14 protein-coding genes and 2 pseudogenes are annotated in these 13,588 nt (G+C 72.6%); 7 read left to right on the top strand and 9 right to left on the bottom strand.

Translation table 11 applies throughout. From position 1 onward, the window contains the following. Positions 1–3 precede the first annotated feature (3 nt). From CCN33_RS10310 to CCN33_RS10295, 4 genes are read left to right on the top strand one after another with little or no spacing between them, the layout of a single operon-like run. Positions 4–729: a L,D-transpeptidase family protein gene (locus tag CCN33_RS10310; RefSeq protein WP_086693348.1), complete on the top strand. Its 726-nt coding sequence runs from the start codon at positions 4–6 to the stop codon at positions 727–729. Between the two features lie 58 nt (positions 730–787). Continuing rightward, positions 788–2,170 (top strand): ferredoxin reductase family protein, encoded by a 1,383-nt coding sequence (locus CCN33_RS10305; RefSeq protein WP_167387818.1) that lies wholly within the window; start codon positions 788–790, stop codon positions 2,168–2,170. Between the two features lie 17 nt (positions 2,171–2,187). Continuing rightward, on the top strand, positions 2,188–2,955 hold the full coding sequence (locus tag CCN33_RS10300) for an FMN-binding protein (protein WP_208621703.1): 768 nt from the start codon (positions 2,188–2,190) through the stop codon (positions 2,953–2,955). Between the two features lie 55 nt (positions 2,956–3,010). Then, positions 3,011–3,751 (top strand): FAD:protein FMN transferase, encoded by a 741-nt coding sequence (locus tag CCN33_RS10295; RefSeq protein ID WP_392228764.1) that lies wholly within the window; start codon positions 3,011–3,013, stop codon positions 3,749–3,751. 27 nt (positions 3,752–3,778) lie between these two features. On the opposite strand, the gene CCN33_RS10290 is transcribed toward CCN33_RS10295, so the two are convergent. The 6 genes and pseudogenes from CCN33_RS10290 to CCN33_RS10265 form a co-directional block, all read right to left on the bottom strand. Continuing rightward, a complete protein-coding gene (locus CCN33_RS10290) occupies positions 3,779–4,321 on the bottom strand; it encodes an arginine repressor (protein WP_030812919.1) in 543 nt (180 codons plus the stop codon). Positions 4,322–4,328: 7 nt separating this feature from the next. Next, positions 4,329–5,525 carry an acetylornithine transaminase gene (locus CCN33_RS10285; protein ID WP_086693346.1) on the bottom strand — a complete coding sequence of 399 codons (1,197 nt, stop codon included), beginning with the start codon at positions 5,523–5,525 and terminating at the stop codon, positions 4,329–4,331. Beyond that, the gene (argB, locus tag CCN33_RS10280; protein WP_086693345.1) at positions 5,522–6,436 is read right to left on the bottom strand and encodes an acetylglutamate kinase; all 915 of its coding nucleotides are present in this window, start codon (positions 6,434–6,436) and stop codon (positions 5,522–5,524) included. The genes CCN33_RS10285 and argB overlap by 4 nt, the downstream gene beginning before the upstream one ends. After that, complete coding sequence (argJ, locus tag CCN33_RS10275) at positions 6,433–7,584, bottom strand: bifunctional glutamate N-acetyltransferase/amino-acid acetyltransferase ArgJ (RefSeq protein ID WP_086693344.1); 1,152 nt, start codon at positions 7,582–7,584, stop codon at positions 6,433–6,435. Before argJ ends, argB begins: the two co-directional genes overlap by 4 nt. Next, the gene (gene argC / locus CCN33_RS10270) at positions 7,581–8,609 is read right to left on the bottom strand and encodes an N-acetyl-gamma-glutamyl-phosphate reductase (protein ID WP_086693343.1); all 1,029 of its coding nucleotides are present in this window, start codon (positions 8,607–8,609) and stop codon (positions 7,581–7,583) included. Before argC ends, argJ begins: the two co-directional genes overlap by 4 nt. A gap of 132 nt (positions 8,610–8,741) precedes the next feature. Beyond that, positions 8,742–8,978: pseudogene (locus CCN33_RS10265) on the bottom strand (epoxide hydrolase); the annotation flags it as partial. Between the two features lies 1 nt (position 8,979). Between CCN33_RS10265 and CCN33_RS10260 the strand changes: the two are divergent. Next, positions 8,980–9,375 (top strand): annotated as a pseudogene (locus CCN33_RS10260) (CGNR zinc finger domain-containing protein); the annotation flags it as partial. Here CCN33_RS10260 and CCN33_RS10255 read toward each other — a convergent pair. Together CCN33_RS10255 and CCN33_RS10250 are read right to left on the bottom strand one after the other, a co-directional pair. Then, complete coding sequence (locus CCN33_RS10255; RefSeq protein ID WP_086693341.1) at positions 9,372–10,418, bottom strand: hypothetical protein; 1,047 nt, start codon at positions 10,416–10,418, stop codon at positions 9,372–9,374. The pseudogene CCN33_RS10260 and the gene CCN33_RS10255 sit on opposite strands and share 4 nt — an antisense overlap. A 214-nt stretch (positions 10,419–10,632) precedes the next feature. Then, positions 10,633–10,962: a deoxyxylulose-5-phosphate synthase gene (locus CCN33_RS10250; protein WP_086693340.1), complete on the bottom strand. Its 330-nt coding sequence runs from the start codon at positions 10,960–10,962 to the stop codon at positions 10,633–10,635. 205 nt (positions 10,963–11,167) lie between these two features. Here CCN33_RS10250 and CCN33_RS10245 point away from each other — a divergent pair, with 205 nt between their 5' ends. Next, positions 11,168–11,908 (top strand): VOC family protein, encoded by a 741-nt coding sequence (locus CCN33_RS10245; protein ID WP_086693339.1) that lies wholly within the window; start codon positions 11,168–11,170, stop codon positions 11,906–11,908. A 3-nt stretch (positions 11,909–11,911) separates the two neighbouring features. Here CCN33_RS10245 and hchA read toward each other — a convergent pair whose 3' ends face one another. Continuing rightward, positions 11,912–12,784: a glyoxalase III HchA gene (gene hchA / locus CCN33_RS10240; RefSeq protein ID WP_086693338.1), complete on the bottom strand. Its 873-nt coding sequence runs from the start codon at positions 12,782–12,784 to the stop codon at positions 11,912–11,914. A 140-nt stretch (positions 12,785–12,924) separates the two neighbouring features. Between hchA and CCN33_RS10235 the strand changes: the two genes are divergently transcribed. Then, the coding region (locus tag CCN33_RS10235) for a GMC family oxidoreductase N-terminal domain-containing protein (RefSeq protein WP_208621702.1) at positions 12,925–13,588 on the top strand (664 nt) is incomplete at its 3' end.

Genomic DNA, 13,588 nt, shown 5'->3' with positions numbered 1-13,588 from the left:
GCCATGCGCCGCCGCCTGGTCACCGCCCTCGTCTCCGCCTCGTTCTGCGCGCTCGGCCTCACACCGGCCGGCACCCCGTTGCCCGCGCGCCTCGCGGACACCGGCGGCGGCACCCAGCTCATCACCGCCGAGGCCCCGGACGCCCACTCCACCACCGGCACCCTCACCTGGTGGGACCTGCGGAACGGGCGGTGGAGGGCGGCCGGGACGGCGCCCGCGCGGTTCGGCTCGGGCGGTCTGGTGGAGGGCATCTCACGGCAGCAGGGCACCAACACGACACCGACCGGGCTGTACGACCTGCCGTTCGGCTTCGGCGTCGAGGCGGCCCCGGCGGGGACGCGCGTCGAGTACCGCCCGGTCGCCGAGAGTTCCTGGTGGTGCCAGGACAACGACTCCCGCGCCTACAACCGCTGGACCGACCCCCTCCCCGCCGACTGCCGCGCCTCGGAGTCCGAGCACCTGGTCTCCTACACCGCCCAGTACGCCCACGCCCTCGTCATCGGCTTCAACTACCACCAACCGGTGCGCGGGCGCGGGGCGGGCATCTTCCTGCACGTCAACGGCAAGGCGGCGACGGCCGGTTGCGTCTCCGTACCCCCCGACGCCATGGCGGAGATCCTGCGCTGGACCGACCCGTCCAGGCACCCGCACATCGCCATCGGAACGCAGGGTGGAGCCACCGCGCTCGTCCGTCACCGACCCTCGCCAGGTCCGCCGCCGGGACGCTGAACACTCCGCCCGCACCGCACGTATGTGTGGGCCAAGGGTCAAGTCCCCCGGAGGAACCGTGACCACCACGCTCGCAGGCGGACGTGCCGCCCGCCGCCAGACGATGCGCCGCATCCGCCCGCGCCGCTCGCCGGCCGTCCCGCTGCTTCTCGCGGTGTGGGCGGGCGCGGCGGCCGTGTTGTGGCTCTGGTGGCACAACACCCCCTCGATCGCCGACAACACCGGCCGGGTCCTGAACGCCGGGCGGATCACCGGGCTGCTGGCCGGGTACCTGATGGCACTGGTCGTGCTGCAGATGGCGCGCGTACCGGCGCTGGAGCGGCGGGTCGGCTCGGACCGGGTGGCCCGCTGGCACGCGATGAGCGGCCGCTACACGCTGAGCCTGGTCCTGGCGCACGTCTTCCTCATCATGTGGGGATACGCCCTCCAGGCGGGCAAGACGCTCGGCGACATCGTCCAGCAGACCGTCGATTCGGTGAACCAGCTCCCCGACATGGGCAAGGCGGCCATCGGCACCGGCCTGTTCGTGGTGATCGGGCTCTCCTCCATCGGCGCGGTCCGGCGCAGGCTTCCGTACGACACCTGGTACCACGTGCACCTGCTGACCTATGCGGCGGTGTTCCTGACCTTCTGGCACCAGATCACCACCGGCAACGACTTCGCGGTCGAGCCGATGGCGAAGACCTTCTGGTACGTGCTGTACGGCGTGGTGACCGCGCTGGTGCTGTGGTACCGGGTCATCGTGCCGGTCCGGCTGAACCTGCGGCACCGGATGCGGGTGGAGGCGGTGATCGAGGAGTCGCCGGGGATCGTGTCGGTGCTGATCTCCGGGCGGAAGCTGCACCGGATGGGCGCGGAGGCGGGCCAGTTCTTCCGCTGGCGGTTCCTGGCGCCGGGGATGCGGTTCAGCTCGCACCCGTACTCGCTGTCGGCCGCGCCCCGGCCGGGCATGCTGCGGATCACCGTGAAGGCGATCGGCGACCACAGCGCGCGGCTGCGCGAACTGGAGCCGGGCACCCGCGTGTGGGCGGAGGGCCCGTACGGGGCGCTCACCGCGCAGCGGCGCAGCCGGGGCAAGGTGCTGCTGGTGGCGGGCGGGGTCGGCATCACGCCGATGCGCGCGCTGTTCGAGACGCTGCCGGGCGCCGCCGGTGACATCACCCTGCTGTACCGGGCCAACACCACGCAGGATCTCGCCCTGTGGGACGAGCTGGCCGCGATCGCCGAGGAGCGGGGCGCCCGGCTGATGTACGCGGTGAACAGCCCGGAGGGCGAGCGGCCGGACATCTCGGCGGAGAACCTCCGTCGCAAGATGCCCGACATCGACCGCCACGACGTCTTCATGTGCGGGCCGCCCGGCTTCGCGCAGGCGGTGTACGAGGCACTGCGCGGCGCGGGGGTCCCCGCCCGGCGCATCCATCACGAGTCGTTCGAGATGTGAGCGGAGCTCCAGAAGCCATGAGGAAGAGCCACCCCATCCGTCGCGTGATGCTGGCCACCGCGGCCACCGTGTCCGGTGTCGTGCTGCTGCTGTCGCTGAAGCCCGCGTCCGGCCCGGCGTCGGCCTCGGCGGCCGCTCCGCCGGCGTCGGCGGCCGCGCAGGAGTCCCCGCAGGGCGGGTCCGGCGGCGGTGCCCCGGCGTCCGACCAGGCAGGCACGGTCACCGGGGACGCGGCGCAGACGCCGTACGGAGCCGTGCGGGTCCGGCTGACGGTCAGCGGCGGGAAGATCACCAAGGCGGAGGCCGTCGAGGCGCCGAAGGGCCCGACGAGCGACGAGAAGACCGCGCTCGCGGTACCCCGGCTGAACCAGGCGGTCCTCGCGACGCAGAACGCGGACATCGATGCGGTGTCGGGGGCGACGTACACCAGCACCGGGTACAAGAAGTCGCTCCAGTCCGCGCTGGACCAGGTCAAGAAGGGCTCGGGCGGCGGGAGTCCGGGTGCGGCGCAGGCCCGCACGGTCACCGGCAGCGCGGAGCAGACGCCCTACGGGGCCGTCCAGGTACGGGTCACGCTCAGCGGGAAGAAGATCACCAAGGCGGAGGCGGTCCAGGCGCCGAAGGGCCCGACGAGCGACGAGAAGACCGCGCTCGCGGTGCCCCGGCTGAACCGGGCGGCGGTCGCGGCGGGCAGCGCGGAGATCGACTCGGTGTCCGGGGCGACCTACACCAGCACCGGGTACAAGAAGTCGCTCCAGTCCGCGCTGGACCAGGCCGGTGGCTGAGACGGTGGCCGAGCGGGCGGGGACACCGCACGTGCTGCGGCACGCCGAGGAGGTCATGGGGACCGTCTTCTCCTTCGACGTGCGCGGCGGCGACCCCGGCGAGGTGCGCGCGGCGCTGGAGACGGCGGTCGCGGGGCTGCACCGGGCCGACGCCGTGTTCAGCACCTACCGCGCGGACAGCGAGGTGTCCCGGCTGGCCCGCGAGGAGCTGACACCGGAGCAGTGCGCTCCCGAGGTGCGCGAGGTGCTGGCGCTGGCCGCCGAGGCGGAGCGGGTGAGCGACGGCTGGTTCAGCACCCGGTACCGGGGGACGCTCGACCCGACCGGGATCGTCAAGGGCTGGTCCGCCGAGCGGGCCGCGCGCACGCTGGCCGCCGTCACGGGGGTGTGCGGAGTGAGCGTGAACGGCGGGGGTGACGTCCAGATGGTGGGCGCGCCCGAGCCGCACCGGGCCTGGCGGGTGGGCGTGGCCGATCCGCTCCGGCCGGGCGGGCTGGCGGCGGTGGTGTCGGCGGCCGGCGCGGACGAGCTGGCGGTGGCGACCTCGGGCACGGCCGAGCGGGGCGCGCACATCGTGGACCCGCGCACCGGCCGCTCCGCGGTGACCGACCTGGTCGCCGTGACGGTGGTGGCACCCCGGCTGACCTGGGCGGACTGCTGGGCCACCGCCGCCTTCGCGATGGGCTCCCGCGCGGGCCTGGCCTGGCTGGAGTCCCTCCCGGACGTGGAGGGCCTGCTGATCACCGCGGGCGACGAGGTCCGCTGCACGGGGGGCCTGGCGACCCGGCTGGGCTGAGCGGGACCCCGGCGGCCCGCCGGCGGCCTACGGCGCGTTCTGGGCGAGGCGCAGCAGGTGGTCGGCGAGGGCCTGGCCGCCGGTGGCGTCGCGGCTGATCAGCATGAGGGTGTCGTCGCCGGCGATGGTGCCGAGGACGTCGTGGAGTTCGGCCTGGTCGATGGCCGAGGCGAGGAACTGGGCGGCGCCCGGCGGGGTGCGCAGCACGACGAGGTTGGCGGACGCCTCGGCGGAGATCAGCAGCTCCTGGGAGAGCCGCCGCATCCGCTCCTCCTTGGCGGAGCCGCCCAGCGGGGCGCGCGGGGTGCGGAAGCCGCCCTCGCTGGGCACCGCGTAGATCAGGTCGCCGTCGGTGTTGCGGATCTTGACCGCGTTCAGCTCGTCCAGATCGCGGGAGAGCGTCGCCTGGGTGACGCTCAGTCCGTCGTCGGCGAGCAGCTTGGCGAGCTGGCTCTGCGAGCGCACCGGCTGCCGGTTGAGGATGTCCACGATCCGGCGGTGTCGGGCCGTCCGGGTCTGCGGTACGGCGGGTCCGCCCGCCGCCTGATCGTGGTCCTGCGCCTGGCTCATCGTCGTCTCATTCTCGGGATCGTCCGTCCTCGGTGCTTGCGTCGAGGATGCCGGGCAGCGCCTGGAGGAAGGCGTCCACCTCGTCGTCGCGGAGGTTCAGCGGGGGCATGAGCCGCACGACGTCGGGGGCGGGCGCGTTCACCAGGAACCCGGCCTCCTGGGCCGCCGCCTGCGCCTGCGTGGCGTGCGGCCCGGTGAGCACGATACCCAGCAGCAGACCCGCACCCCGGACATGGTCGACCAGCGGGTGGCCCAGGGCCTCGATCCCGGCGCGCAGGGCCTCGCTCTGCCGCTTGGTGTTGGCGAGCAGGTCCTCGTCCTCGACGGTGTCCAGGACGGCGAGTCCGGCGGCGCAGGCGACCGGGTTGCCGCCGAAGGTGGTGCCGTGCTGGCCGGGCCGCAGCAGCTCGGCGGCGCGGCCGAAGGCGACGGTGGCGCCGAGCGGCAGTCCCCCGCCGAGCCCCTTGGCGAGGGTGACGACGTCGGGCAGTACGCCCTCGTGGGCCTGGTAGGCGAACCAGCCGCCGGTGCGGCCGACGCCGGTCTGCACCTCGTCCAGCACGAGCAGTGCGCCGGTGGCGGCGGTGATGGCGCGGGCTGCCTTGAGGTAGCCGGGCGGCGGCACCACGACCCCGCTCTCGCCCTGGACCGGCTCGATGATCACCATGGCGGTGTCCGGGGTGACGGCGGCGGCGAGCGCCTGCGGGTCGCCGTACGGGACGTGCGTGACGTCCCCGGGCAGCGGCCGGAACGGCTCCTGCTTGGCGGGCTGGCCGGTGAGGGCGAGGGCGCCCATGGTGCGGCCGTGGAAGCCGCCGTCGGTCGCCACCATGTGGGTGCGCCCGGTGAGCCGGCCGATCTTCAGCGCGCCCTCGTTGGCCTCGGCGCCGGAGTTGCAGAAGAACACCTTGCCGTCCCGGCCGAACAGCCGCAGCAGGCGCTCGGCGAGGGCGACGGGCGGCTCGGCGACGAACAGGTTGGAGACGTGGCCGAGGGTGCCGATCTGCTCGCTCACCGCGCGGACGACCGCCGGGTGGGCGTGCCCGAGGGCGTTGACCGCGATACCGCCCACGAAGTCCAGGTACCGCTTGCCGTCGGCGTCCCAGACGGCCGTTCCCTCGCCCCGCAGCAGGGGGAGGCGCGGGGTGCCGTAGTTGTTCATGAGCGCGCCCTGCCAGCGCGCGGTCAGTTCCTCGTTGCTCATGACTCCCCCGGTGTGTCCGGCTCGTCGGGCACGACCATGGTGCCGATGCCCTCGTCGGTGAAGATCTCCAGCAGGATCGAGTGCTGGACGCGGCCGTCGATGACGCGGGCGGTGCGCACGCCGTTGCGTACGGCGTGCAGGCAGCCCTCCATCTTCGGCACCATGCCCGAGGAGAGGTCGGGCAGCAGTTTCTCCAGCTCGGTGGCGGTGAGGCGGCTGATCACCTCGTCGGAGTGCGGCCAGTCCTCGTAGAGGCCCTCGACGTCGGTGAGGACCATGAGGGTTTCGGCGCCCAGCGCAGCAGCGAGTGCCGCAGCCGCCGTATCAGCATTGACGTTGTAGACATGTCCGTCGTCCTGGGAGCGGGCGATCGAGGAGACGACCGGGATGCGGCCGTCGGCGAGCAGGGCTTCGATGGCGCCGGTGTCGATCTCGGTGATCTCGCCGACGCGTCCGATGTCGATGAGTTCGCCGTCGATCCTGGGCCGGTGCCGGGTCGCGGTGATGGTGTGGGCGTCCTCGCCGGTGAGGCCGACGGCGAGCGGGCCGTGCTGGTTGAGCAGGCCGACCAGCTCGCGCTGCACCTGCCCGGCGAGCACCATCCGTACGACGTCCATGGCGTCCTCGGTGGTGACGCGCAGGCCGGCCTTGAACTCGCTGACGATGCCGTGCCGGTCGAGGGCGGCGCTGATCTGCGGGCCGCCGCCGTGCACGACGACGGGCCGCAGACCGGCGTGGCGCAGGAAGACGACGTCCTGGGCGAACGCGGCCTTCAGGCTCTCGTCGACCATGGCGTTGCCGCCGAACTTGATGACGACGGTGCGGCCGTGGTGGCGGGTGAGCCAGGGCAGCGCCTCGACGAGGGTCTGCGCCTTGGGCAGGGCGGTGTGCTTCCGCGTGGGGGTGCTCATGAGCTGTACGCGCTGTTCTCGTGGACGTAGTCCGCGGTCAGGTCGTTGGTCCAGATGGTCGCGGTCTCGGTGCCGGCGGCGAGGTCGGCGACGATGTGCACCTCGCGGTAGCGCATGTCGACCAGGTCGCGGTCCTCGCCGACCGAGCCGTCCCGGCAGACCCAGACGCCGTTGATGGCGACGTTCAGCCGGTCGGGCTCGAAGGCGGCCTTCGTGGTGCCGATGGCGGACAGCACCCGGCCCCAGTTGGGGTCCTCGCCGTGGAGGGCGCACTTGAGGAGGTTGTTGCGGGCGATGGACCGGCCGACCTCGACGGCGTCCTCCTCGGTGGCCGCGTTGATCACCTCGACCTTGATGTCCTTGCTGGCGCCCTCGGCGTCGCCGATGAGCTGGCGGCCGAGGTCGGCGCAGACCTCACGCACGGCGTCGGCGAAGTCGTCGTAGCCGGGGGTGATGCCGGAGGCACCGGAGGAGAGCAGCAGGACGGTGTCGTTGGTGGACATGCATCCGTCGGAGTCGACCCGGTCGAAGGTGACCCTGGTGGCGTCGCGCAGCGCCTTGTCCAGCTCGGCGTCGGTGAGGCCGGCGTCGGTGGTGAGGACGACGAGCATGGTGGCGAGGCCGGGGGCGAGCATGCCGGCGCCCTTCGCCATGCCGCCGACCGTCCACCCGTCCCGGCTCACCACTGCGGTCTTGTGGTGGGTGTCGGTGGTCTTGATGGCGAGGGCCGCCTTCTCGCCGCCGTGTTCGCTCAGTGCGGCGGCGGCCTTCTCGACGCCGGGCAGCAGCTTGTCCATGGGCAGGGTGACGCCGATGAGGCCGGTGGAGCAGACGGCGACCTCGATGGCGCCGCGGCCGAGGACCTCGCCGACCTTCTCGGCGGTGGCGTGGGTGTCCTGGAAACCCCGGGGGCCGGTGCAGGCGTTGGCGCCGCCGGAGTTGAGGACGACCGCGCTGATCTGCCCGCTCTTGAGGACCTGCTCGGACCACAGCACCGGGGCGGCCTTCACGCGGTTGGCGGTGAAGACGCCGGCGGCGGCCCGTCGGGGGCCCGTGTTGACCACGAGGGCCAGGTCGGGGTTGCCGTTCTGCTTGATCCCGGCGGCGATGCCCGCCGCGGTGAAACCCTTGGCCGCTGTGACGCTCAAGGCGCGACTCCGATCGTGGAAAGCCCGGTGGTCTCGTCGAGCCCGAGGGCGATGTTCATGCTCTGTACGGCACCGCCCGCGGTGCCCTTGGTCAGGTTGTCGATGGCGCTGATCACGATGACCCGGCCGGTCTCCGCGTCCAGGGCGACCTGCACCTGGACGGCGTTGGAGCCGGTCACGGCGCCGGTGGCCGGCCACTGTCCCTCGGGCAGCAGCCGCAGATACGGCTCGTCGGCGTACGCCTTCTCGTAGACCGCGCGGACCGCTTCCGCGGTGACCCCGGCGCGCGCCCTGGCGCTGCACGTGGCGAGGATGCCGCGGGGCATGGGCGCGAGGGTCGGGGTGAACGAGACGCTCACCCGCTCCCCGGCGGCCGCGCTGAGGTTCTGGATCATCTCGGGGGTGTGCCGGTGTCCGCCGCCGACGCCGTACGGGGTCATGGAGCCCATGACCTCGCTGCCGAGCAGATGCGCCTTGGGTGCCTTGCCGGCCCCGGAGGTGCCGGAGGCGGCGACGATCACGGCCTCGGGTTCGGTGATCCCGGCGTCGTAGGCGGGGAAGAGGGCGAGGGAGACGGCGGTGGGGTAGCAGCCGGGTACGGCGATGCGCTTGGCGCCCTCCAACGCGGCGCGCGCGCCGGGGAGTTCGGGCAGGCCGTAGGGCCAGGTGCCGGCGTGCGGGGAGCCGTAGAACCGCTCCCAGTCGGCCGGGTCGGCAAGCCGGAAGTCGGCGCCCAGGTCGATCACGAGCACGTCCGGGCCGAGCTGCTCGGCGACTGCGGCGGACTGCCCGTGGGGCAGCGCCAGGAACACCACGTCGTGCCCGGCGAGCGCCTCGGCGGTCGTCTCCGCGAGTACCCGGTCGGCCAGCGGCGCGAGCTGCGGCTGCAGCTCCCCCAGCCGCCGCCCGGCACTGGAGTGCCCGGTGAGCGTCCCGACCTCGACCCCGGCATGCCCGAGCAGCAGCCGCAGCAACTCCCCACCCGCATACCCACTGGCCCCGGCCACCGCCGCACGCACCACCATGCCAACCTCCTTCACTTGGCATGACTATACGTAGCGCCGCAGGTTTATGCAATCAGATGTACGAAGGGGCGGTCCCCGCGCCGAGCGGGGCCGGGCGTGTTCGACGGGCAGACGGGCGAGTACGGCACTCGGTCACGGGTGGGCGGCCAGCACGGCCGCGAGGCCCTCCCGCAGGTCCCGGACGAAATACTCGGGGACCTCCAGCGACGGGAAGTGGCCCCCGGCTTCGGGTGACCTCCAGCGGACGATCCTGCGGTAGCGCTCCTGCGCCCACGTGCGGGGAGTCTTCTCGATGTCGCGGGGGTACATGGTGATCGCCGACGGGACGTCGACCCGGAGTTCGGGGTCGAGTGAGTGGTGGGTCTCGTAACTGAGGGAGTCGATCCACGCCGCCGCCACAGCGGCCGCGATCGGGGACGCCCTCCCGGCGCCTGCCGTCCAGGCCATCAACAGCCGCAGTACGCAGGGGCGGGCCGCGGCCGTCCTGACGACCGAGGGCGAGCGGCAATGGCGGCTCGGTCCGGCTTCCGCCGTGGAAGACGCCCTCGGCGTGATCGCCGCCGACGCGATCAGCCTCATCTCGGGCGAACGAGACGGAAAGCTGGCCCTGTGCGCCTCACCGACCTGCCGAGCCGCCTTCTTCGATACCAGCCGCAGCCGCACCCGCAGATGGTGCGACATGAACACGTGCGGGAACCGGCAGAAGAAGGCGCGCTTCCATGCCGGCCGTCACAGTGGACGGCCGGCACCCAGTGACACCCCCTAGGACCGCGTCGCCCTCCCGCACTCGTCCGGGGACCCGCCCCGGCCGAACGGCGTGTCCCGGTCGTACGGGTCGACCTCCTCGCCGGACCCGTCCGCATGGCGGTCCGGGCCGAAGGGCGGGACCAGGTAGCCCGTGGGGGTGCCGCAGCCGCCGTTGGTCGTGACGTACTTGTACGAGGTGATCGAGAAGGTGCCGGGCTCGGTGATGACCTTGTCGGGGTCGTCCCAGCTCAGGACCAGTTCGCGGCGGACGATCGTGCGCAGGACCTCGTCGTCGCCGTCCGTGGGGGCGACCGGGTAGACGAAGGTGACGTCGGCGGTCACCTGCAGGGCTCCGCGTTCGCCCTCGCGGTAGGTGAGCGCGCCCCTTGTCTTCACGACGTCGCCGACCAGCTGGGCGCGGGCGGGCTGGAAGCGGCTGAAGAGGAGGAGGGGGTCGTTCTTCTCGCCCGGGGTTCGGAAGGCGGTCCTCAGGAGGTGCTGGACGTCCTTCTGGTGCGGGTTGATGAGCGCGATCGCCTTCTGGGGGCGCTCGCCCCGCAGCACCCCCCGGTCCAGGCTGGACGCGACGAGGAAGTCCCGGCTGCGGGTGAGGGCCCGCTCGACCTCGGCCGCGCTCATCCAGCCGACCGCCTTGGCCTGCTTCGGCACGGTGATCCCCGCCGCTCCGCTCGCCCAGGTCGCCGCCGGTGAGCCACGGAACGGGTCCTGCGCGGTGGGGCGCTGGGCGTCCGGCCGCGACGAACCGGAACCGGTGACGAGGTGCACCACCCGGCCGGGCGCGAGCGCCACGAAGAGCAGGGCCGACATGGCCAGGAGTCCGACCACGTACCGGCCCACGCGCCGGCGGGGCCGCTCGGGCGGGGGGTTGCGCCGGCCGTCCCGGCCTCGGTCGGGCTCGGCGCGCAGCCGCCCCGCCACCTCGCGGGCCCGCGCCGACGGCTCCTTGGGCGCGTCGGCGGTGCCCGCCACCGACTCGCGCAGGAACCGCTCCCACTCCTCGTCCGATCTGGACGAACCGTCCGGCTCCGTACCCGCGCCCATCCCGCACCCCCTGGTGATCAGTGAACCGCGGCCCACTCCCCTGGGACGCGTCCGCATAATGACACAGAGTGCCGACACCGAGGCGGGCCCAACTGGCCGAGTCAGGCGCTCACTTCACGCCTGCAGCGGCGCCGTCGCTCGCGGAGCCCGACCGGGCACGTCCCGGTACACCGTGCGTACCGGCACCCCCAGCGGCGCCTGCCAGGGCCCCCGGCTACGGCAGATGACGCTGCCCGAGCGCGGCGGCGACCGAGGTCCCCTCGCGTCGCGCGTACGTCAGCCGCTCCCGTACCTCCCGCAGCGTCCGAGGCCGCTCACCCGGCCCACCACAGCAACTCTTGTGGAACCCCACCCCGGCCCGGAGCAGCACGGCCAGCGTCCGCCAACCCGCCACATCCCGCCGCCGGGGCGCCGCGAACGCCGACCCCGCGTGGATCAACGGCCCGGCACAGCCAGGACAGGTCCGCTGCCTGGCCCGGTCGTACCACTGCTTGTACGAGACGCGGCAGGAGAGGCAGACGTAAGAGGTCTTCCCGTGAGTCACGGGACCAGCGTAGAGATCACGCCCCGCAGCGGCCGCCGTTTTTCGGCGCGGGCGCCCCGGGCGACGCCGTAGCGGACGGGGTGTTGTCGGCGGCGGACCGTCGGCGGGTGGAAAGCGCGCTGACGGAACCTGGGTACCTGATCTTCCCCTTGGCGCCACGGGGACCTCCGGAGGCGCTCGTGGAGCCGTGCATAGGATCGGCGCCATGGGACTGCGACCTGTGCACGTCAATATCAAGGCCGTTGACGCCTCGGTGGTGGGGCGGTTCTGGGCCGAGGCGCTCGGGTGGACCGCTTACCGTCCCGGTGTGACGACCTATGTCGGGCCGGCCGGAGGGCTGGTGTGGCCGGACCCCGTCGTGGTCGGGGTGGATGTCGTGCCGGTGCCCGGGCCCAAGAGTGCGGCGAAGAACCGCACGCATCTCGATCTCGCCACGACCTCGCTGGATCACCAGGCGCAGCTGGTCGCGCGGTTGAAGGAGCACGGCGCCACGGCGCTCGACATCGGGCAGGGGGACGTGCCGTGGGTGGTGCTCGCCGATCCCGAGGGCAACGAGTTCTGTGTGCTGGAGCCTCGGGAGCGCTACCGGGACACCGGGCCGATCGCGGCGGTGGTCGTGGACTGCGCGCAGCCGTCGGCGACGGCCCGGTTCTGGGGCGAGGCACTGGGGTGGACCGTGCACCGGTCGACCGACGACCTCGTCCTGCTGCGGTCGGCCGACGGCACCGGTCCGTACCTGGAGTTGTTCCGCTCCCCCACCGCGGACACGGCACCCGACCGCGTCCACCTCGACCTTCTCCCCCACCCCGGCGACGACCACGCGGCGGAGGTCACCCGGCTGAAGGCCCTCGGCGCCACCGACCTCGACATCGGCCAGGGCGACGTACCGTGGACCTGCCTCACCGACCCCGAGGGCCACGAGTTCTGCGTACTCGCGCTGCCCTGAGCCTCACTCCTTCGCCGCCTCGACCAGCACGTCGGCCGACAGCAGGCCCAGCGCGTTGGAGGCGAGCGGGCTGTCGCCGGTGAGGAGTCCGCGGTCCTGGTGGGTCTGGCCGGTGATCCCGGAGTTGAGGACCTCCACGCCCTGTCTCTCCAGCAGGTCGGCGACCAGCCAGCGCAGCGGGCCGGGAAGGTAGCCCATCTGGAGGTTGGGGCCGGTGTCGAGGGCGTCGGGGAAGACGCAGAGCGAGTAGCCGTCGAAGGGCGACGTGTCCTTGCCCCGGGCAGCGGCGAGCAGCGCGGCCGGACCGTGGCAGAGCGTGATCACGTACTTGTCGTTGGCGAGCGCCCAGTCCAGCGTCTCGGTCACGTCCTCACTCTCCGCGAGCCCGATCACCGCTCCGTGCCCGCCGGGGATGAAGACGGCGAGGTAGTCCGACTCGGGCCCGAGCTTGTCCGCGACCACCTCGGAGAGCTTCAGCGGCTCCTTCAGCCGGGGTTTGACCGCCTCGTACGTCTCCATGACGGCCTTGTCCTCCTCCGGCATGGCCCACAGCTCCAGCTTCACGGGGTTGCCGCTGAGGGTGGCCACGTCCACGTCGAAGCCCGCCTCCATCATGTGGTGCAGCGGGAGCAGCATCTCGACGGGATGGTTGCCGGTGGAGAAGAACGTGCCGTTCCGGGTGAGCAGATACCGCTCGTCCGTGCCGATCATCAGCACCTTCCACCGCCCACCGGTGTAGGCGCCCTTGTGCTGGACCCCGTCGAAATCGGTCTTCGGCGCGGTGTACTTGCTCAGCGAGTACGGGGACGGGAAGAACGCGTTGTCCTCCGCCGGGTCCGGCGCCGGGTCCTTGCTCAGGTCGGTCGCGTCCGACATGGGAAACCTCCGTAGGGCAGGGGCTGCCAGGGGAAACGTCCTTTTCTCCAACGTAGACACCGCCCCGGTCACCCGCATGATGTGGCGGGCGCGGCCCCGCGGGTGCAGAGTGGCCGGGGGGAGCGCGTGGAGGAGAAGGCATGCCTCAGCAGCCACCGGAGACCGCTCGGGAATTCGACTTCGTCGTCGTCGGCTCGGGCGCCGGCGGCGGCCCTCTGGCCGCCGGCCTCGCCCTGGCCGGGCACCGGGTCCTGGTGCTGGAGGCGGGCGACGAACACGACTGCCCCTACTACTCGATCCCGATCATGCAGGCGTTCGCCAGCGAGGACCCCGACATGGCGTGGAGCTTCTTCGTACGCCACTGGGACGACCCGGCGACCCGGCGCGAGGACCACAAGTTCACCGGCGCCGAGGACGGCGTGCTGTACCCGCGCGGCAGCTCGCTCGGCGGGAGTACGACGGTCAACGCGCTGATCATGCTGTTCCCGCAGGGCAAGGAGTGGCAGCGTCTTGTGGAGCTGACCGGTGACTCCGGGTGGAGCGAGGAGTCGATGCGGGAGCGCTTCCGGCGCCTGGAGAACTGGCAGGGCCAGGACGCCGAGCCGCTCCCCGGCGACACTCCGGCCGAGCGGGACGCCAAGTCCCGGCACGGCAGGGAGGGCTGGCTCGGTACGACCCGCGCGGCACCCTCCCTCGCGCCCCGCGAACCCCGCTTCCTCGACATCATCGGCGCCGTCGAACGCACCGCCCGCGACCGCTTCGGCATCCCCGACGACATCCCCCTCCCCCTGTCCCTTATACACA

The organism is Streptomyces recifensis (genome assembly GCF_002154615.1).
Classification (GTDB): Bacteria; Actinomycetota; Actinomycetes; order Streptomycetales; family Streptomycetaceae; genus Streptomyces; species Streptomyces griseoluteus.
Note: the sequence above shows the minus strand (reverse complement) of the source record. Positions and strands in the feature narration are given on the sequence as shown.

Coding starts and splice junctions, on each gene's coding strand:
- hchA (WP_086693338.1), bottom strand. CDS start 12,784: ATGTCGGACGCGACCGACCTGAGCAAGGACCCGGCGCCGGACCCGGCG.
- argC (WP_086693343.1), bottom strand. CDS start 8,609: ATGGTGGTGCGTGCGGCGGTGGCCGGGGCCAGTGGGTATGCGGGTGGG.
- CCN33_RS10295 (WP_392228764.1), top strand. CDS start 3,011: ATGGGGACCGTCTTCTCCTTCGACGTGCGCGGCGGCGACCCCGGCGAG.
- CCN33_RS10255 (WP_086693341.1), bottom strand. CDS start 10,418: ATGGGCGCGGGTACGGAGCCGGACGGTTCGTCCAGATCGGACGAGGAG.
- argB (WP_086693345.1), bottom strand. CDS start 6,436: ATGAGCACCCCCACGCGGAAGCACACCGCCCTGCCCAAGGCGCAGACC.
- CCN33_RS10300 (WP_208621703.1), top strand. CDS start 2,188: ATGAGGAAGAGCCACCCCATCCGTCGCGTGATGCTGGCCACCGCGGCC.
- CCN33_RS10245 (WP_086693339.1), top strand. CDS start 11,168: ATGGGACTGCGACCTGTGCACGTCAATATCAAGGCCGTTGACGCCTCG.
- CCN33_RS10310 (WP_086693348.1), top strand. CDS start 4: ATGCGCCGCCGCCTGGTCACCGCCCTCGTCTCCGCCTCGTTCTGCGCG.
- CCN33_RS10290 (WP_030812919.1), bottom strand. CDS start 4,321: ATGAGCCAGGCGCAGGACCACGATCAGGCGGCGGGCGGACCCGCCGTA.
- CCN33_RS10285 (WP_086693346.1), bottom strand. CDS start 5,525: ATGAGCAACGAGGAACTGACCGCGCGCTGGCAGGGCGCGCTCATGAAC.